This is a genomic window from Streptomyces sp. NPDC048473, from assembly GCF_043200155.1.
GTDB lineage: Bacteria > Actinomycetota > Actinomycetes > Streptomycetales > Streptomycetaceae > Streptomyces.
In genome coordinates, this window is sequence record NZ_JBICXE010000037.1 from 1 (window position 1) to 18,405 (window position 18,405).

Here is an 18,405-nt window from a genome sequence, read left to right on the forward strand (position 1 = left end):
AAACGCTCGGCTGGGAAACCCCAGCCGAGCGCCTGTCTAAACTGCTCGCGGCCTGATCAACCGACCACGTGTTGCAACGACCCCTCGAATTCGCCGAGTGCCGGCAGGGCCCCTTCGCGCTGCGGACAGCGGATGCGTACGGTGATCAGCCGCCGATGACGACGCGGCGGACACCCTCCCAGCGGGCCGGGTCCGTAGTGCGGCGGCCGTCGACCAGGACGCGGACGTCCGGGAGATCGGCGGCGGCCAGCTCGCGGTACTCGGCGTGGTCGGCCTGGAGGATCGCGGCGGTGACGGTCTGGCCCTCGTGCGGGACGAGACCGTGCGCGGTCAGCTCCTCGGCCGTGTACATCGGGTCCGAGACGAACGGCACCGCACCGCGCGCCTTCAGCGCCTCGACGGTCGGGAAGACGCCGGAGAAGGCTGTCTCCTTCACACCGCCGCGGTAGGCCGCGCCCAGCACCAGCACGCCCACCCCGTCCAGGTCGCCGTAGGCGGCGGCGAGCAGATCGACCGCGTACTCGGGCATGGCCGCGTTGGCCTCGCGCGCCGAACGCACCACGGTCGCCGAGGGGTCGTTCCAGAGGTACATCCGCGGGTAGATCGGGATGCAGTGGCCGCCGACGGCGATGCCCGGCTGGTGGATGTGGCTGTACGGCTGGGAGTTGCAGGCCTCGATGACCTTGAGGACATCGATGTTCTGCTGGTCGGCGAAGCGGGCGAACTGGTTCGCCAGACCGATGTTGACATCGCGGTAGGTCGTCTCGGCGAGCTTGGCCAGCTCGGACGCCTCCGAAGTGCCCAGGTCCCAGACGCCGTTGGGGCGCGGCAGGTCCGTACGGTCGTCGAAGTCCAGGACCGACTCGTAGAACGACACACCGTGCGCGGCCGACGTCTCGTCGATCCCGCCGACCAGCTTCGGGTAACGGCGCAGGTCCGCGAAGACCCGGCCGGTGAGCACCCGCTCCGGGGAGAACACCAGGTGGAAGTCTTCGCCGGCCTTGAGGCCGGAGACCTCTTCGAGCATCGGCGCCCAGCGGGTACGCGTGGTACCGACCGGCAGCGTGGTCTCGTAGCTGACGAGGGTGCCCGGCTTGAGACCGGCGGCGATCGCCTTGGTCGCGGAGTCCATCCAGCCGAAGTCCGGCGTGCCCTCGGCGTCCACGAAGAGGGGTACGACGACCACGACGGCCTCGGACTGCGCGACCGCGGACGCGGTGTCCGTCGTCGCGGTCAGCAGCCCCGCCTCGACGGTCTCCTTGAGCTTGACGTCGAGGTCGTGCTCACCGGGGAACGGCTCGACACCGGCGTTGACCAGCTCGACGACCTTCTCGTTGACGTCGGCGCCGATCACCCGGTGGCCCTTGGCGGCGAACTGCACGGCGAGCGGCAGACCGATCTTGCCCAGGGCGACTACACAGATGTTCATGGTTACTTCCTCTTGGAGCGCTTGGCGCCGGTCAACAGGGATCGCAGCCGCGAGCCCAGCGGTTTCTTGGGGGGATGGAGCGGACCGGTGCTGATCACCATGCGCCCCTTGGTGTTGAGACGCGCCGCGGCACGGTACGGGTCCGCCTCGCGGTGCCATCTGCGGGCCAGCGGCATGGGCTGTTCGTCGCCGCGTACCGGAATCTCGTACGTCCCTCCGGCCACGTCCACGAAGACACGCACCCCGTGCTTGACCTTGCGGGGCGCGAGCGGGATCCGGGCCCGCACCAGGGTGGCGTTTCCGTCGGGCGTCGTCTCCCGGGTGAACTCCCCCTGCGCCGGGGGCAGATCGTGCCCTTCCGGCAGGCGGCGGGCGCGCGCCTTGTCGGCGCTCTTGGGCATGGCGCCCTCGACGAGACGAACGACCGCGGAGCCGGTGTCGCCGACGACACCTATCCGTACCGTCAGCGCCAGCGCCAGCTCCTCGCCGGTCTGCACCCACTCCGACTCGATCAGCTGGGTCTTGTTGGCGAGCCGTCCGGGGACGATCTCCCCGACCAGTTCGAAGCAGCGGTCGGGGAGTTCCAGCCCCGCGTCACGGAAGCCGGGGTAGCGGGCGAAGGCCCGGCCGTCCTCCAGATGGAAGGGGGGCGCACCGTGGTCGGCCTCTTCGCTGATAGCACGGCAGAGTTCGTCGACGGCGCCGCGCTGCGCGAGCCGGAGCCTCGCCCGCAGCTTGACCGGGAGTGAGTCGCTCAGCGGGTCCGTCAGATAGGAGTCCGCGAGCCGGGTGATGCCGGCGCAGATCTCCCGCTTCGTCTCGTCGTCGAGCCCGACGAAGTCGTCCTGGATGAGCTTGGAGAGCTCCCAGGTGAAGTGGCGCTTGAAGACGGCGTCCCGCTTCGGCCCGGCCGCGATCAGACCCGCCGCATGGTCCATGATCGTGGCGGTGCAGCGCAGCCGTGCCAGATGATCGGCACGGTAGGTGATGTTGCTGGCGTCCCCGCGCTTCACCGCGTAGTAGCAGGTGTAGTCGGCGACCACGGATATTTTGCGGGCCCGGACGCACGCCTCGATCGTGAAGGGCTGGTCGCTGCCGACCGGCACGTCCTCGGGGAAGCGCAGTTTGTACTGCTCCACGAGGTCGCGGCGGAAGAGCTTGGTGTTGGCCAGCGCGAACGGCAGCTCGGATCCGTAGAGGCTGACGTCGGAGTCGTTGGCCTTGTAGAGCGACTGACGCACATACCGCCCGTTGGTGCCGACCATCTTGCCTATGACGACATCGGAGCCATGGGTGTCGGCGCAGGTCACCATCCGCTCCAGCGCCTCCTCGCCGAGGTAGTCGTCGGAGCCGATGAAGTAGACGTACCTGCCGGTGGCGAGCTCCAGCGCCCGGTTGCTCGGCATCGCCGGGCCACCGGAGTTGGGCTGGTGCAGGACCTTGACCGTGCCCGGGTAACGCTCGGCGAAGCGGTCGAGTTCGGCGCCGCTGTCGTCCGTCGAACCGTCGTCGACCGCGACGACCTCCAGCCGGTCCAGCCCGATGGACTGCCCGACGAGAGAGTTCAGGCACTCCGTCAGGTAGGGCATCGTGTTGTAAACGGCAACAACCACACTGACGTCAGGAGCCGTCGTCATTGTCTGTTTTCCGCCTTCTTTGGGTCGGAGAGCAGGTGGGTATAGAGACCGTCGAGAACCTCTGCCTGTGCTTCCCAGGTCCAGGTGTCCAGCAGCCCGGGCTTTTCGTAGGCGGCACGGTAGCGATCCGGATCGGCCAGCACCTGCTTGATCGCGCGGACCAGATCGGAAACGTCCTCAGCAGTGCACACCTCACCCTGGCCGGTCGAACGGGTCATCTCGGACATGGTCTTCACATCGCTGACGACCAACGGCAGCCGAGCGTGCGAGTACTCGAAGAACTTGGTGATCAGAGCGATCTCGTGGTTCGGCCAGTGATGGATCGGGATGCAGCCGACATCCGCAGCGGACAGGAACGCGACAACCTGCCAGTGCGGTACGTACGGCACCGCGTGCAGCCGGTCCCCGACCCCCAGCTCCTCCGCTCGGGCCAGGAGGCCCTTTATGTAGGCGGCGGCCGGATTGGGGACGACGAATGCCATGTGCACGCCTTCCAGACGCGGCAGCGCCTCCACCATGTCTCCGAGGCCGCGCTGCGGTCCGGGCGAGCCGCTGTAGACCACCAGCGGAACGTCCGGACCGATGCCGCACTGTTCCCGCAGATCGGGCACTGGTTCGGCGTCCTCGTCGAGCGGCTCGACCGGCCGGTCGGGGGCATTGAGCACGACCGTGGGCTGCTCGGTCAGGGAGTGACGCTCACGGAGCAGATCGGCGAGGCCCTCGGAGACGGTCACCACCGCGTCGGCGTACGGGGCGAACTCGCTCTCGTGTGCCGTATTGCCCGGGATCCAGTGCGCGTTGTCCTCCCACGGGCGGACTCCGGGCAGGAACTCGTGTGCGTCCCAGACCAGCTTGACCTGACGGCCCGCAGCCCTGGCGCGGACGGCGGCGCGGGCACCGACGCCGAGCATCCGGAAGTCGTTGGCATGGATCAGATCCGGCTTGAGGGCGTCGATCTCCTTGCCGTACGTCAGCTCGTAGTCCCACAACGCGGGTTCGAGCCTGCGCCAGGCGCGCTTCCCCTTGGCGGCCTTCCAGGCCGCGGTGAACGCCCGGTCCAGCGGACCCTGCAGGCGCCGGCCGGCCTTCTGCGCCTCGGTGGACTGCCGGGATCGGAATTCGATCCAGCGCTGCATCACCTTCGATGCCGGCCCGGCCACCACAAGGCGAGCCTGCTCCGTCTTCCGGAATCCGGGCGTGCCGACCGCCTGCGGTGCCACCTTGAGCGCGGCCCGGCGAGTCGCGACATCGGCGCGCCACGCCTTGGCCCACTGCCGGCGGTACGCGCCGAGGGGGCCGGGTGGGTACGCCAGGGGACGACGCAGCAGCGAGCGGTGCCGCTCGGCATGCCGCTTCGCCAGTGGCGTCTTCAACGGCAGCAGCCGCACTTCGGCGTCGCCCAGCTTCCAGCTGCGGCCCCTGCCGGAGCGCACCAGGCCCAGCAGCGTCACGTCCCAGCCGGCTGCGGCCATGGACTCGGCGGCTTTCTGCACACGCGAATCGCCCTCGACCTTGTTGTCGACCAGCATGACGACCCGGCCCCTGCCGGGCCGGTCGATGCCGGATTCCTGCATCTCCATCAACAGCCTCTCCCCCGAACGCGTCATTTGAGGAAACCGTTCAGTACCTGTGCGGTCCAGCGTCCATCGTGGTAATTACGTGCGAAGTCCGCCGAAGCGCGGCCGATGGCCGCTGTCCCATCGCGATCGTCGATCAAGGAGCCGAGTACCTCGCGCAGGGTGTCCGGGGTGGCGCTGACGAGAGGCAGCTCGCCATTCGTCGTGGCCTTCACCGCGTCGCTGATATAGCCGATCACCGGCTTGCCGGCAGCCATCGCTTCCACGGCGAACGTGCCATAGCTGCCCGTGGTGAACTGGTCCAGGACCAGGTCGCTCTCCTTGACCAGTGCCTGCATCTCAGCCCAAGGAATGCCCTCGGCGAGCCTGAAGTCGATCACGCCCTTGTCGTGCAGTTCGGTGAGTACGGGCATGATCCGGTCCGTACCCTTGGTCCAGCGCTTGGACGGGGCGTGCAGCACGATGGGCCGCTTGCGCTCCATCACGGGGCCCTCGGCCGCCCACGAGGCGACATCCACCACGAGCGGTGCCCACTTGGCCGCCGGCAGGTCGTCCAGCAGATCGGGAGTCGTGACGAAGAGCGGGAGACCGCATTCGTCGGCGGTCCTCCGGTTGACCTCGGCCCTGCTCTGGAGCTTCTCGGCGATTCCGTCGGGCGCGTCCCGGAACAGCGAGTACTCGTGGCGCTCCAGATGCCTGGCGGGGTTGCGGATGTCGCTTCCGTGCGACAGGAGCGCCACCTTGATACGAGCCTTGCGCAGCGCGGCCAGGTCTCCGGCGATCGTGTCGCCGTTGAGCCGCCCGAAGACGGGCATGAAGGCGTCGACGATCAGATGGCTGTAGCGCCCGACGACCCGCTTCACCTGCTGCATCTGAATATCGAGCTCGCCGAGCCGGGCGGCGTCGACATAGACGTCTGCGGGATAGCCGAAGCTGTCGGCCCGCTGGTTCATGACGACTTCGACGGACACATCCGGATTCGCCTGCGACACCGCCTGGGCGAAAGCCGCACCCTGACCGGCGTAGTTGGCCGGTCCGATACCCAGCTTGATCGGTGTTGAGCCGAGCGCGGTCCAGGCCGGCACCCCGGGTTCCCCACTGCTCGCGCCGGTCCGCGTGACCCCGGGTGTCTCCTGGACAGTCCAGGGCACCTCAGTGACGGGTACCGGCGGCGTCTTCTTCGACAGGGTGCGGTACAGCTCGAGCAGTCCGGCGCTCTGCTGCTCCCAGGAGAGCTCCTTGAGTACGTCCTCGGTGATGTTCGCGGCAAGCTCACCACGACGCTTCAGTGCACGGGACGCAGCAACCGCGAAGGTGGTCGGGTCGTCCCAGGTGAAGACCTCACCGAGCCCCTTCTCCTCCACGTAGGCCTTGATCACACGCACATCGCTGGTGACCAGCGGGAGCCCCGCCTGAAGGTACTCGGAGACCTTCGTCGGCAGGGAGACCTCGCAGTTGGGGACCCGCTTGAACGGGGTCAGACCGACATCCGCCGAGGACAGGTAATCGGCGACCTCGTGCTGCGCCACATAAGGCACCAGGTGAATGCGGTCGCGCACACCGAGCGTCTCGGCAGTTGCCAGCAGCTGCTCCAGAAGCGGCGTCATCCGGCTGCAGACAAGCGCCAGGTGCACACCGGGCAGTTCGGGGAGACCGCCGATCACGGCGTCCACACCGCGTTCGGGACCCAGCCACCCCGAATACACCATGAGCGGAACCTCGGGACTCAGACCGCACGCCTCGCGGACGGACGACCGCGCCGATCCGGATCCGATCACCTCGCGGACCGGGGAGTTGCCCACGATCAGAGGAAGCTCGGAAAGCTTGTGGTCGTTCCTGAGCAGCTCGGCCAGCTGCTGGGACACGGTGACGACCGCGTCGGCCCGGCCGATGTACTCGGCCTCGGCCGCGGGAAGTGCGTAGCCCTGCCGCGGGTTGGGCCATTCGACACCGCGAATGTACTCGTGTGCGTCGTAGAGCCAGGCACACCGGTGGCCGCTCGCCCGGAGCCGTGCGGCGCTGCGCGCGGCCGTCACGATCATGGTGGCGTCGTTGGCATGGATGACATCCGGCTTGAGTTCCTCGATCACCGGACCGAACGCCAGATCCAGATCGACCAACTGCGGCCAGTCCAGGCGCCAGTCACGGACCGGATCCGAGTCCTTGGGCGTCCGGCGCTGCTCCCACTTGAAGGCACGCACCCGCAGCTTGTAGACGGCACGGCGCGCACGCAGCACAGCTTTGAGCGACGCCCGCCGGGGCATGCCCGACCAGGTCGTCTCGGCGGACGTCTGGCGCACCCATGCCTGATAGGACGCACGGTAGCGACTCAGCGCCACCTGGTCATTGATACGGAACTGAGTCACGGCGCCACGCAGCGGATGAGCCTTGCGCGCCTTCACCGACCGCAGGTACTCCTTGGCCACGGGGACGCGGACCACCTCGATCGGACCCAACCTCGACCGCTGGACACGCTTGGTGTCGCTCCTGCCGATCAGCGTGACGTCCCAGCCGTCGCGCGCAGCGGCCACAGCCGTCTTCTGGACCCGCGAGTCGCCCGTGATGCCGTTGGCGACGATCACGGCAAGCCGCGGTCGACGGGCAGGGGATTTCATTCTGTACTTCCTCCGGTGCAAGACAAACGAGCCGGTGCCTGCTTCGCACTCCCAGGAGTGCGAAGCGGACCGGGGAGATGAGCGGTGTGCCCGCTGCCGGGGATTCAGCTCGCTGCGCTGTTGGTGTCCAGGCGGACGGTCGCGCCGCTCACGGCCGACTCAAGAACCGCAGCCGCCACCTCGACGGTCCGCAGCCCCTGTCGCAATGTGCAGATGTCATCCGACCTGCCCAGTACAGCGTCCCTGAAGAGCTCGTGCTCGACAAGCAGCGGCTCGCGCTTCGGGATCGCGTACCGGATCATGTCGCCCTCGGAAACACCGCGGAAGGCCTGGAGCGCCTCCCACTCGGTGGCCACCGCGGCGTTCGAGTGGAAGGTGAGGTCGGCGGTGAGGGTGTCGGCGATGAAAGTGCCGCGCTCACCGGTGACGGAGGTGAAACGCTCCTTCAACGGGCTCAGCCAGTTGACCAGGTGGTTGACCATGGTTCCGTCGGAGAGCCGGCCCACGGCGGAGACCATGTCCTCGTGCGGGCGACCGGACTTCGACACGGTGTGGGCAGCGACCGAGGTGTAGGTCTGCCCTGTCACCCAGCCGGTCAGGTCGATGTCGTGGGTGGCAAGGTCCTTGACCACGCCGACATCGGCGATGCGGTGCGGGAACGGGCCCTGCCGACGGGTGACCACCTGGAAGACCTCGCCCAGCTCCCCCGCCTGCAGGCGGGAGCGCATCGACCGCAGTGCCGGATTGCAGCGCTCGATGTGTCCGACACCCGCCACCAGGCCGCGCGACTCGAAGGCATCGACCAGCCGTCGGGCGCCTTCCACGGTGTCGGCGACCGGCTTCTCGATCAGCGCGCAGACACCGGCCTCGGCGAGTTGAAGGCCGACTTCCTCGTGCAGCGCGGTGGGGCAGGCCACGACCGCGTAGTCGACACCGAGGGAGATGAGTTCCTCGACCGTGGACAGTACGGGGGCGCCCTGCGCCCAGCCGTTCTTGTCCCCCATCGGGTCGACGACGCCGACCAGCTGTACTTCCTCCAGGCCGGCCAGCACACGGGCGTGGTGGCGGCCCATCGAGCCGAGGCCGATCAGGCCGGCTCTCAGTCCTGCGGTCACTGCATGTCTCCCAGCGAGTTCACGGCGCCGACGATGCGGTCCAGGTCCTCCGGCGTCAGCGAAGGATGTACGGGCAGCGAAACGACCTCGGCGGCGGCACGCTCGGTCTCCGGCAGATCCCAGATCCGGCCCGCCTTCTGGTCGGGCTCCCAGTACGGCTTCAGCCGGTGGATCGGAGTCGGGTAGTACACGGCGTTACCGATGCCCGCCTCGGTCAGCTTGGCCATGGCGGCGTCACGGTCACCCTGCACCCGAATGGTGTACTGGTGGTAAACGTGGCGTGCACCGTCGGCGACGGGCGGGACGGTGACGTTGGGCGCGGTGATGTGCCGGTCGAGGTACGCGGCGTTGGCACGCCGCTGCTCGGTCCAGCCTTGCACCTTGCCGAGCTGTACGCGCCCGACGGCGGCGGACACGTCCGTCATGCGCATGTTGGCGCCGACGATCTCATTGGCGTACCGCTGCTCCATGCCCTGATTGCGCAGCAGCCTGAGAGTGCGCGCAACCTCGGCGTCGGCGGTGGTGACCATGCCGCCTTCGAGGGCGTGCATGTTCTTGGTGGGGTAGAAGCTGAAGGTGCCGCCGGAGCCGAAGGCACCGACCGGCGTGTCGCCCAGTGCGGCGGTGTGCGCCTGACAGGCATCCTCGACGACCGCGAGACCGTGCTTCTGCGCGATCGGCATCAGCGCGTCCATCGCGGCCGGGTGACCGTACAGGTGAACAGGCATGATCGCGGCCGTGCGGGGCGTGATGGCGGCCTCGACCGCGGCCGGGTCCAGGCCGAAGCTGCCCGGCTCGATGTCCGCGAAGACCACGTCGGCACCGGCCAGGCGGACCGCGTTGGCGGAGGCCGCGAAGGAGAACGACGGGACGATGACCTCGTCACCGGGGCCGATCCCCAGGGCAAGCAGCAGGAGATGGAGGGCCGAGGTGCCCGAGTTGACCGCGACGCAGTGGCGTCCGTCGACCAGCTCCGAGAAGCCTTCCTCGAAGGCCGCGACCTCCGGGCCCTGCACGACACGACCGCTGCGCAGTACGCGTACCACGGCCTCGATCTCTTCCTCGCCGATCACCGGCCGGGCAGCAGGGATCGCTTCCCTGTTGTCGCTCGACATGGACGTCCTCCTTGAACACCGCAAGAGCTGTGACCGGCGATGGCTCCAAGGGCATGCGAGTGTCGGATGAGGCTTCGCCGCCCCGGCACATGGCCGATTCTGTACCAATATATTGCGCGCAAATCACCCTTACGCCCCGGACTGGTGCATCCAGGGCATAACGGCTGGTTTGTCCTGCCTGAAGCGGGCCGACGCGTCGATCAGCATTCTCGGGAATGACATATCCGACGGCAGCCGCGTCACATTATCAGGATTTTCACAGGGGGTTTCGTGGAGGTTACGGCCAAAGAGACGCGGCCCACACGCTGCACGCCCGCGTCTCGCATGGAGAGCGGTGCGGGCCCGCCCAGGGGGCTCGCCCCCCTTCTCCATGTCGCCCGACCGGGCCTACGAGACCTCAGGACCGAGGTTACGGAGCCGCCTCCAGGGGGCAACCCGGCCGCCCGGCACGGAATGCGGCAATGTCGGACGGCCGCGAGGCGCACCCCCTCCCTCCACCCCGGCACCACTTGCTCCCACCAAGCAGACCTTCTTCGCTCCACAGCTCGGAGGTGACGGCGCTGCCGGGGATCCACGCCCTGGCGACGGCCACCACGACCGAGAAAGCATGCGCCACAAAATCGGCCAATGGGTCTTGAAATGGCTCAAATTAACTATCGAGGACATCTTGTGACTCCGTAACCGTCCGACTACGTTGAATCACCTCGTTCGAAAGGTATTCGGATAAGAGCCAAAGGGTGGGGAAACACATGAAGAACTGGAAAATGAAGCTCGCAACCGCCATTTCGGGGATCGCCATCACGGCGGGCGGCATGATGGCGACAGCCTCGCCTGCCGCAGCGGTCGGCGGGTGCTCGTCCGGCTACCTCTGCATTTACGACGGAACCAGCTTCGGCGGCAACAAGGTCGTAAGTGCCAGCTAAATTCATGTTTCCGGATGGGGAATTTCAATTTCGGCACGATCAAGTCCTACGTCAGCAACCTGCCTGTCGACGCACTGGTCTGGGAGACCAATGACGGCCTGTCATGGAACCCGGAGCGCACTCTGGTGTCCGGGGGCTTCAGCAGCGACATAGGGGTCCCGTTGCTCGGCGCCGGTAACGACGACTACGTATGCATGGGGAACGGAAGGCCGTGGAACATGTGAGCGCTCGCGCAGCTGCGTAGCAGGATCACGCCCCCATGACGTGATCCTCCTTGTCGACGTCGTAGCACAGCACAGCCTCCATGGTCCCGAGCATCCTGCCGCGTGGGCGCTCGGGATCATCTCTGCCCCGACTGGCCTCCGGTAGCCGGCAGCACACGACCAAGTACGCCGGCCAGGAACCAGCAGATCGTTACGAACCCCGAGGTCAGCACATTTCTATGTTCGGAATAGCGAAGAAATCGATCGTCACAGCTCTCACTTTGGCACTGGTATCGTTCGGGCCGTCCGAGGCTCTGGCCGATAGTGGAGAAGTAACTCGCACCACCTTGTCAAGTGACGCAGAAATACAACCCGGCGTTACCGTCGAACTGGTCAAGCGGACTCTTGCGTTGAGCTCTGGAGAAAAGCGTCACTTGCGAGGCCGCCTGGAGGCGACCAGTTCCACGACCGGCATAGTCGGTCTGACCAACCGCATCAAGTGCGTGGACTCAAAAGGTGCAGCCGCGTCAGTAGTCGCGGCGTCCGCCCGTAATCACGAGGGCTATGACACCGACACATACGCGGTACCAGGGCATCTGCCCATCTACGCCGACCTTCTTCTCACCGCACCGGCAACAGATGTCTACACGTGCAGGCTCTACGGTTCAGCCTATTCTTCCTTGACCGGCGACTACCATCTGACCGCAGTTGCGGAAAGTACATGGCTGGAGGTCAGCGACAGCGATCAGACCGGCGCCGAGTGGTGGCAAAACTCTGCCTGCGAAAGCGCCGACGACGCAGGGAACTGCACATACGTCGGCTCCGGCCCGGCCAACCCTGACGCCTGGATCTTCTACAACGACGGAACACCGCTCCGCAAGTGGCAGGCAGCCCCTTCCGCGAGTGCTGTGGCAGCGCAGGCGAACGTGGAATTCACTACGTGCTACAAGGGCACCGCTTCCTGCGCCGACGCAATGCAGCAGTACGCGCGAGGGACGGACGCGGTCGTGGACACGCGTTTCGAGTTCGTCCAGCTCGACACGACTGGCCACACCTGCCGCACCAACAGCACGTCCTCGCGCAAGACGATCAGCGACGACGGACACCACTACGTCGCGTACTTCGCACTGCCTGACGTGCCCATCGACAGCTCGTGCGGCACCCGCACGTTCATTCTGCGTGTGTATGTGAAACACGTTTCGGGCCAGACAGTGAAGATCGATGGCATACAGAACGGCGTCACCTCGCTCACCAACGCCATCGCGTTCAATCAGTTTCGCTGAGGGATCCGGACCAGGCTGACAATCAAAATGAAGGAGGTGCGGGCCCCCTGAGGAACCCGCACCTCCTTCCTTGCTTCTCCGACCTATGGTCAGCTCTCGGTGTCGGCCGAGACGGAGGGCTGCGGCGACTGCTCCGCGGCGACCGTCTTCTTCGCCGTCGCCTTCTTGGCCGTCGTCTTCTTCGCGGCGGTCTTCTTGGCAGCCGTCTTCTTGGTGGCTGCCTTCTTGGCGGTGGCCTTCTTGGCCGTCTTGCGCGCCGTCTTCTTGGCCGGGGCCTCCGCTTCCGCGGCTTCCGCGGCTTCGGCCGGCTCGGCCTCGGGCTTCGGCTCGGTGGAACCGGTCACCACGACGACCTCTGCCGCGTCCGCACCTGCGGGCGAGCCCGCGGGGGCGGTGACCTTGCGGGTCACCCGGCGACGGGCACGCGGCGGGGCGGCCTCGGGAGCCACCTCTTCGGGTGCCGCCTCGGGCTGCGGGGCCTCGATGACCGGGGCCTCAGCGACGACCGGAGTCGCCACCGACACCAATTCCTCGACCGGCTCGGCCTGCTCGGCCGGGGCCGGCGAGCCCGCCGGGGCGGTCGCCTTGCGGGTCGCCCGACGGCGCGTACGACCCTGAGGGGCCTCGGCGACCACCGGGGTCTCGGCGACCGGCTCGGGCTCCACGACCGGCTCGGGCTCCGGGACCACGACCGGCTCCGGCTCGATGACCGGGGCGGGTGCTGCTGCGGCCCTCGGGGCACCGGCCGGGGCCGTTGCCTTACGGGTCGCGCGGCGCCGGCCGCGGCCGCGCGAGGCGGCTGCCTCGGCCTCGGCCGGGCTGCTGTACAGCTCCTCGTCCGGGACGAACTCCGGCTCGGGCAGCGCCACCGGGGCCGCCACCTCGGCAGCCACCTCGGCCTCGGTCTCGGTCTCGATCTCGGTCTCCGCCACGTGCTCGTGGTCCGCGCCGCCCCGGCCGCGCTTCTTGGAACGCTTGCCGTTGCCGCCGCCACCGACCGAAGTCGGCTGCTCCATGTGCACGATCACGCCGCGCCCGTTGCAGTGGACACAGGTCTCGGAGAAGGACTCCAGCAGGCCCTGGCCCACCCGCTTACGGGTCATCTGGACCAGGCCCAGCGAGGTGACCTCGGCGACCTGGTGCTTCGTGCGGTCGCGTCCCAGGCACTCCAGCAGACGCCGCAGCACCAGGTCCCGGTTGGACTCCAGCACCATGTCGATGAAGTCGACGACGACGATGCCACCGAGGTCGCGCAGCCGCAGCTGGCGCACGATCTCCTCGGCCGCCTCCAGGTTGTTCTTGGTGACGGTCTCTTCGAGGTTGCCGCCCTGGCCGGTGAACTTGCCGGTGTTGACGTCGACGACGACCATCGCCTCGGTCTTGTCGATCACCAGCGAGCCGCCACTCGGCAGATAGACCTTCCGGTCCAGCGCCTTCATGAGCTGCTCGTCGATCCGGTACGTCGCGAAGATGTCGACCTCGGAGGTCCACCGCGACAGGCGGTCCGTCAGGTCCGGCGCCACCTGCGAGACATAACCGTGGATGGTCTCCCACGCGTCGTCGCCGCTGACGATGACCTTGGAGAAGTCCTCGTTGAAGATGTCGCGGACGACCCGGACGGTCATGTCCGGCTCGCCGTAGAGCAGCGTCGGCGCGTTGGAACTGCCGCTGCTCTTCGACTTCTTCTGGATGTCCTCCCACTGCTGCTGCAGCCGCTCGACATCGCGGCGCAGCTCGTCCTCGCTCGCGCCCTCCGCGGCGGTACGGACGATGACGCCCGCGTCCTCGGGGACGATCTTCTTGAGGATGGTCTTCAGCCGGGACCGCTCGGTGTCGGGCAGCTTGCGGCTGATGCCGGTCATCGAGCCCTCGGGCACATAGACCAGGTAGCGGCCGGGCAGCGAGACCTGGCTGGTGAGGCGGGCGCCCTTGTGGCCGATCGGGTCCTTGGTCACCTGGACGAGGACGGACTGGCCGGACTTGAGCGCGGTCTCGATACGGCGCGGCCCGTGGGCCATGCCGAGCGCCTCGAAGTTCACCTCACCGGCGTACAGGACGGCGTTGCGGCCCTTGCCAATGTCGACGAAGGCTGCCTCCATGGACGGCAGTACGTTCTGCACCTTGCCCAGGTAGACGTTGCCGACGTAGCTGGATGCCTGCTCCTTGTTGACGTAGTGCTCGACGAGCACATTGTCCTCAAGGACGCCGATCTGGGTGCGCTCGCCGTTCTGGCGGACGACCATGACCCGCTCGACGGCCTCGCGGCGCGCCAGGAACTCGGCCTCGGTGATGATCGGGACGCGGCGGCGGCCCTGCTCACGGCCCTCGCGGCGGCGCTGCTTCTTCGCCTCCATACGGGTCGAGCCCTTGATGGACTGGACCTCGTCGAAGCCGGTACCGGGCTCCCGCTCTTCCTTCTTGCGGGGCTCGCGGACCTTGACGACCGTACGCTCCGGGTCGTCCGTGCCGTTGTCGGCGTCGGACGGGACGTCACCGCTGCGACGGCGGCGGCGACGGCGACGACGGCTGCTGCTGGACCCGGCGGCGGACGCGTCGTGGTCCTCGTCCTCCTCGGCCTCTTCGGACTCCTGAGCGCGCTCCTGGTCCTCCTCGGCGTGCTCGGCGGCGGCCTCGTCGCCGAACTGCTCCGCGGCCTCGTCACCCTCGTTGATCTCGCCACGACGACGGCGACGGCCTCCGCGACGGCGACGGCGCGAGGGCCGGTCCCCGTACTCGTCCGTCTCCTCGCCCTCGTGCTCGGCTTCGCCCTCGCTCTCCGGCTCGGGCTCCTCCTCGACGTCCTCCTCCACCGCGGCAGCTGCGGCCGGCTCGGGCTCGGCAGCCTCACCGCGACGGCGGCGACGGCGGCGCGAACCGGCCTGCGGCGCAACCTCGGCGGCCGGGGCCTCCGTGGTGGCGGTCGGCTCCTCGACCGTCTCGGTCTCTTCCTCGACCTCTTCGTGACGCGAAGCGGCAGCGGCGGCGGCCGCGGTCTCCGGGGTCTGGAACATCGGCTCGGCGAAGACCGGCGCCTGGAACACGGCCACGGCGGGGCGCGTCGTGCCACGGCTCTTGCGTACGGGCTCCTCGACCTTGCCGGTGAACTCGGGCCGGCCCGCGGCGGCGGTGGCCCGGCGGCGCTGACGGCCGCGCGGTGCGGCGTCCTCGACCTCGGCGGGCTCGGCGGCCAGCTCCTCGACAGCGGCCTCGGGCAGGCTCTCGCCGGCTTCTTCGGTGGCCTCGATGACCTGCGGCGCACCAGCCGGAGCGGTCGCCTTGCGCACGGCACGACGACGTCCGCGCGGGGCCTCGACGGCCTCGGCGGTCTCGGTGACGGCTTCTTCTGCTTCTGTGGACGTGGCGGGCGCGGCCAGGGCCTCGGTGGGCTGCGGTGCACCGGCCGGAGCCGATGCCCTGCGCCGGGTGCGGCCGCGCGGCGCGACGGGCTCGGGCTCGGCGACCGCGGCGGCGGCCGGCTCGGGCTCGGCACTCGCCACGGGCGTTGCTTCCTCGACGATCTCGACGGCCTCGGCGGCCTGCGGCGCACCAGCCGGAGCGGTCGCCTTGCGGACCGCACGACGACGCGTACGCGCAGGCGGCGCCTCCACGACCTCGGCCTCGGCCTCGACCACGGGCTCGACCGTGGCCTCAGCGACCTCGGCCGGGGCCTCTGCGGCCTGCGGCGCACCAGCCGGAGCGGTCGCCTTGCGGACCGCACGACGACGCGTACGCGCAGGCGGCGCCTCCACGACCTCGGCCTCGGCTACGGGCTCGGTGGCCTCGGCGCTTGCGGCGGGCTCCACGACCTCGGCGGCCTCGACGGCCTGCGGCGCACCGGCCGGAGCGGTCGCCTTGCGCACGGCACGACGACGGGCACGCGCGGGCGGCGCGGCTTCTGCCGCCGGAGCGCTCTCGGCGTCGGTCGTGCTGATGTTGTCGGACACTGCGGCGTCAACGGCCGGTATGGCCGGAGCTGCGGCGCCCTGAGCGTCCGCCACCGGCGGGCCGGCCGGGCGGGACGCTGCGCGGCGCCTGCGGCGCGGCGGCAGCTTGTCTCCGGGTGCGTTGTTCTCTTCGGCGTTCCCGGTCGTGCCGGGTTCGTTGGACTGAGGCATGCGGGCGGTTCTCCCGTCAGGCTCCCGGGCGCCGCGTCTGGTTCCGGTCCGGCACGGTCCGCGTGATGTACGCGAGACCGCCGTCCGGGGCGCGGGCGCCGCACGGGAGCTCAATGTCTGGCTCGCCGGTTCCGTACGCAGTGTGCGTACGGCCTGGCGAAAGTCTTATGGGTCATCGCGCGGCCCGACCCAGGTGGCTCCCGAGTCGGAGGACTGCGCTGCAACGACCGCCTTACGCGGAACCTGCACCTTCCGGCGCCGTCGCGACGGCGGTCCCGGCGGCCGTGGGTGTAGCGGCCGGGGCTGCCTCGCGGTCGGGCGCGAGCGGGTCGGTCACCGTGCCGGACTCCTCGTCGAAGAGCCCCTGCGCCAGCCTGGTCACCGCTGCGGGGACCGGCGGCGCCAGGTCGGCCACAACGCGGAGACCGGACAGGACGTCGTCAGGTCGCACGGCAGGTGTCACGTGCCGAACAACCAGCCGCAGTATCGCACAGGGCTTGTCCTCGGGCCTATCAGGCTGTGGATCAAGGACCTGCAGCTCGACCACGGCGGCGCGGGCGTCGAAGGTCCGCATGCCGTTCTTCGCCCGGCGCTGGACCTCGACGGTCTCAGCCCCGTTGAAAGCGGCCACGGCCTTTGCGGCCTCCTCGGTGGAGACGCCGTCGAGACGCAGCTCCCAGATGGAGGCGGTCAGCCGGTCGGCGAGACCCGAGATGCGGGCCTCCACGGCGTCGGTGATGTCGAGACCGTCCGGCAGCGAGGCGTTGAGCAGCTCGCGCAGGACGGCCGGATCCCGGGCCTCGGTGAGGGCGATCTCCAGGAACTCGGCCTCACTGCCCGTGCCGGTGGGGGCTGCATTGGCGTACGACACCTTCGGGTGCGGGGTGAAGCCCGCCGAGTAGGCCATGGGCACCTCGGAGCGGCGCAGTGCCCGCTCGAAGGCGCGCTGGAAGTCACGGTGGCTGGTGAACCGGAGGCGGCCGCGCTTGGTGTAGCGCAGTCGGATGCGCTGCACTGCGGGTGCGGGCGGCGGGCCTTCGGGCTGTCGCTTGCCCAGTGGTTCTTCTCCTCGGTGCGGGGCGGACGCGGTGGCACGCCGCCCTCGAAATGCGGGTGGCCCGGGGTGTCCGGTCCGGCTCACCCCCGCTCGGCGTTTTTCTCTCCGAGCGAGGAGATCTCTGGTTCGGGCGCCGCGCTGGGCACAGTCGTTGCTTGTTGCGTAGCACCCAGCCTACGCGCAAGGGGGCTCCCCGGTTCCCGGGGCTCGGGCACCCTCGGCCCGCCGACCAGTGCCCGCCATGCGTCGCGGCGTGCCTGGACCACGGTCTCGCGTGCCGTGCGCAGCGCCGCCCGGGCCGCGCGTCCCGTCTCGACGGCGGCCCGCTTGGCGGGGGCCCAGATCGCGTTCCGTACGAAATGTCCCACCGGTGTGCACACCGTGCGGTAGACCCAGGTCACCGGCGCCCCGACCAGATGCCACGCCAGCCAGGCGATGGCCCGGCCCACAGCCCGCGAGATGTACCCCGCGATGCGCCAGGCGACACCGAAGGCGGCGGCGATCTCCCGGCCGACCGGGACGAGGACCCGCCGGTAGAGCAGGCCGAGCGGTGCGACGAGCAGTGTCAGTACCAGCCACACCGCCGCCACCCACAGTCCGCTCCCGACAGCCGCGATCCCGCGCGCCAGCAGTTCGAGCAGCCAGGTGATGCCGTGGCCGAGCGGGGTGAGCAGCTCCCGGTACGCCCAGGCCAGCGGCCGTACGACCAGGTGCTCCGCCAGCCAGGCGGCGGCGAGCGCGAGGGGCACCAGGACGTACCGCCACAGGCCGGCCACCGGCCAGACGAACAGGGCGGTGAGCACCCGGCCGACCGCGGCGGCGATCCCCCGCCCGGCAGGGGCGAGCAGTTCGCGGTACACCCGGCGCAGCCCGTGCCCGATCGGGGTGAGCACCGCCTCGTACAGCCACACCACCGGCACCACGAGCCCGTACCGCACCGCCGGCACCAGCACATATCGCCAGAGCGCGACCCACGGCCAGACGAAGACCGCCGCGGCCAGCCACAGCAGCGCATGGCCGAGCGGGGTGAGCACCGCCTCGTACAGCCAGACCGCGGGGGTCACCACCAGCGTCGTGAACAGCCAGGACAGGGCCCGGCCCAGGGGACGCAGCAGGATGCGGTCGGCGGCGCGGGCGCCTGCCACCAGGGCGTCCCAGACCATGCGTACGGGCAGGACGATCACCAGCACCACGATCCGCACCGGAATTCTGATCAAGGTGGTCAGACAGCCCTCGCCTGCTTCGTAGTGCGCGGGGGCCTGGTGCTTGCCGTAGTCCATGCCGTGCATGACGCGAAGGCCCGGTCCGGAGTTTCCCGGACCGGGCCTTCGTCACC

At 69.0% G+C, this 18,405-nt stretch carries 12 protein-coding genes; 3 read left to right on the top strand and 9 right to left on the bottom strand.

Annotated elements, in window-relative coordinates:
* Nucleotides 1-145: 145 nt before the first annotated feature.
* The 6 genes from ACGFU7_RS37075 to ACGFU7_RS37100 form a co-directional block, all read right to left on the bottom strand.
* Nucleotides 146-1,429 (bottom strand): nucleotide sugar dehydrogenase, encoded by a 1,284-nt coding sequence (locus tag ACGFU7_RS37075; protein ID WP_393701976.1) that lies wholly within the window; start codon nucleotides 1,427-1,429, stop codon nucleotides 146-148.
* Nucleotides 1,430-1,431: 2 nt separating this feature from the next.
* A complete protein-coding gene (locus tag ACGFU7_RS37080; RefSeq protein WP_393701977.1) occupies nucleotides 1,432-3,066 on the bottom strand; it encodes a glycosyltransferase family 2 protein in 1,635 nt (544 codons plus the stop codon).
* Entirely contained in the window at nucleotides 3,063-4,646 is a 1,584-nt protein-coding gene (locus ACGFU7_RS37085; protein ID WP_393701978.1) for a glycosyltransferase family 4 protein, read from the bottom strand. Before ACGFU7_RS37085 ends, ACGFU7_RS37080 begins: the two co-directional genes overlap by 4 nt.
* Before the next feature lie 23 nt (nucleotides 4,647-4,669).
* Nucleotides 4,670-7,258, bottom strand: a complete 2,589-nt coding sequence (locus tag ACGFU7_RS37090) for a glycosyltransferase family 4 protein (protein ID WP_393701980.1) — start codon at nucleotides 7,256-7,258, stop codon at nucleotides 4,670-4,672.
* 104 nt (nucleotides 7,259-7,362) lie between these two features.
* Complete coding sequence (locus ACGFU7_RS37095) at nucleotides 7,363-8,373, bottom strand: Gfo/Idh/MocA family protein (RefSeq protein WP_393701982.1); 1,011 nt, start codon at nucleotides 8,371-8,373, stop codon at nucleotides 7,363-7,365.
* Nucleotides 8,370-9,488 (bottom strand): DegT/DnrJ/EryC1/StrS family aminotransferase, encoded by a 1,119-nt coding sequence (locus ACGFU7_RS37100; protein WP_393701983.1) that lies wholly within the window; start codon nucleotides 9,486-9,488, stop codon nucleotides 8,370-8,372. Before ACGFU7_RS37100 ends, ACGFU7_RS37095 begins: the two co-directional genes overlap by 4 nt.
* A gap of 749 nt (nucleotides 9,489-10,237) precedes the next feature.
* Between ACGFU7_RS37100 and ACGFU7_RS37105 the strand changes: the two genes are divergently transcribed.
* The 3 genes from ACGFU7_RS37105 to ACGFU7_RS37115 all read left to right on the top strand — a co-directional run bounded on the left by ACGFU7_RS37105 (nucleotide 10,238) and on the right by ACGFU7_RS37115 (nucleotide 11,897).
* Entirely contained in the window at nucleotides 10,238-10,411 is a 174-nt protein-coding gene (locus ACGFU7_RS37105; RefSeq protein ID WP_393701985.1) for a peptidase inhibitor family I36 protein, read from the top strand.
* 14 nt (nucleotides 10,412-10,425) lie between these two features.
* On the top strand, nucleotides 10,426-10,635 hold the full coding sequence (locus ACGFU7_RS37110) for a hypothetical protein (RefSeq protein WP_393701986.1): 210 nt from the start codon (nucleotides 10,426-10,428) through the stop codon (nucleotides 10,633-10,635).
* Nucleotides 10,636-10,853: 218 nt separating this feature from the next.
* Nucleotides 10,854-11,897, top strand: a complete 1,044-nt coding sequence (locus ACGFU7_RS37115; protein WP_393701987.1) for a hypothetical protein — start codon at nucleotides 10,854-10,856, stop codon at nucleotides 11,895-11,897.
* Between the two features lie 89 nt (nucleotides 11,898-11,986).
* Here ACGFU7_RS37115 and ACGFU7_RS37120 read toward each other — a convergent pair whose 3' ends face one another.
* From ACGFU7_RS37120 to ACGFU7_RS37130, 3 genes are all read right to left on the bottom strand, one after another.
* Entirely contained in the window at nucleotides 11,987-16,012 is a 4,026-nt protein-coding gene (locus ACGFU7_RS37120) for an Rne/Rng family ribonuclease (RefSeq protein WP_393701990.1), read from the bottom strand.
* A gap of 232 nt (nucleotides 16,013-16,244) precedes the next feature.
* Nucleotides 16,245-17,027 (bottom strand): TIGR03936 family radical SAM-associated protein, encoded by a 783-nt coding sequence (locus ACGFU7_RS37125; protein ID WP_393701991.1) that lies wholly within the window; start codon nucleotides 17,025-17,027, stop codon nucleotides 16,245-16,247.
* Nucleotides 17,028-17,149: 122 nt separating this feature from the next.
* Nucleotides 17,150-18,349 carry a hypothetical protein gene (locus ACGFU7_RS37130; protein WP_393701993.1) on the bottom strand — a complete coding sequence of 400 codons (1,200 nt, stop codon included), beginning with the start codon at nucleotides 18,347-18,349 and terminating at the stop codon, nucleotides 17,150-17,152.
* Nucleotides 18,350-18,405 lie beyond the last annotated feature (56 nt).

Bases quoted from the DNA above. Each gene is read 5' to 3' on its own strand.
- ACGFU7_RS37075 (WP_393701976.1), bottom strand. From the start codon at position 1,429: ATGAACATCTGTGTAGTCGCCCTGGGCAAGATCGGTCTGCCGCTCGCC.
- ACGFU7_RS37080 (WP_393701977.1), bottom strand. From the start codon at position 3,066: ATGACGACGGCTCCTGACGTCAGTGTGGTTGTTGCCGTTTACAACACG.
- ACGFU7_RS37085 (WP_393701978.1), bottom strand. From the start codon at position 4,646: ATGGAGATGCAGGAATCCGGCATCGACCGGCCCGGCAGGGGCCGGGTC.
- ACGFU7_RS37090 (WP_393701980.1), bottom strand. From the start codon at position 7,258: ATGAAATCCCCTGCCCGTCGACCGCGGCTTGCCGTGATCGTCGCCAAC.
- ACGFU7_RS37100 (WP_393701983.1), bottom strand. From the start codon at position 9,488: ATGTCGAGCGACAACAGGGAAGCGATCCCTGCTGCCCGGCCGGTGATC.
- ACGFU7_RS37105 (WP_393701985.1), top strand. From the start codon at position 10,238: ATGAAGAACTGGAAAATGAAGCTCGCAACCGCCATTTCGGGGATCGCC.
- ACGFU7_RS37110 (WP_393701986.1), top strand. From the start codon at position 10,426: ATGGGGAATTTCAATTTCGGCACGATCAAGTCCTACGTCAGCAACCTG.
- ACGFU7_RS37115 (WP_393701987.1), top strand. From the start codon at position 10,854: ATGTTCGGAATAGCGAAGAAATCGATCGTCACAGCTCTCACTTTGGCA.
- ACGFU7_RS37120 (WP_393701990.1), bottom strand. From the start codon at position 16,012: ATGCCTCAGTCCAACGAACCCGGCACGACCGGGAACGCCGAAGAGAAC.
- ACGFU7_RS37130 (WP_393701993.1), bottom strand. From the start codon at position 18,349: ATGGACTACGGCAAGCACCAGGCCCCCGCGCACTACGAAGCAGGCGAG.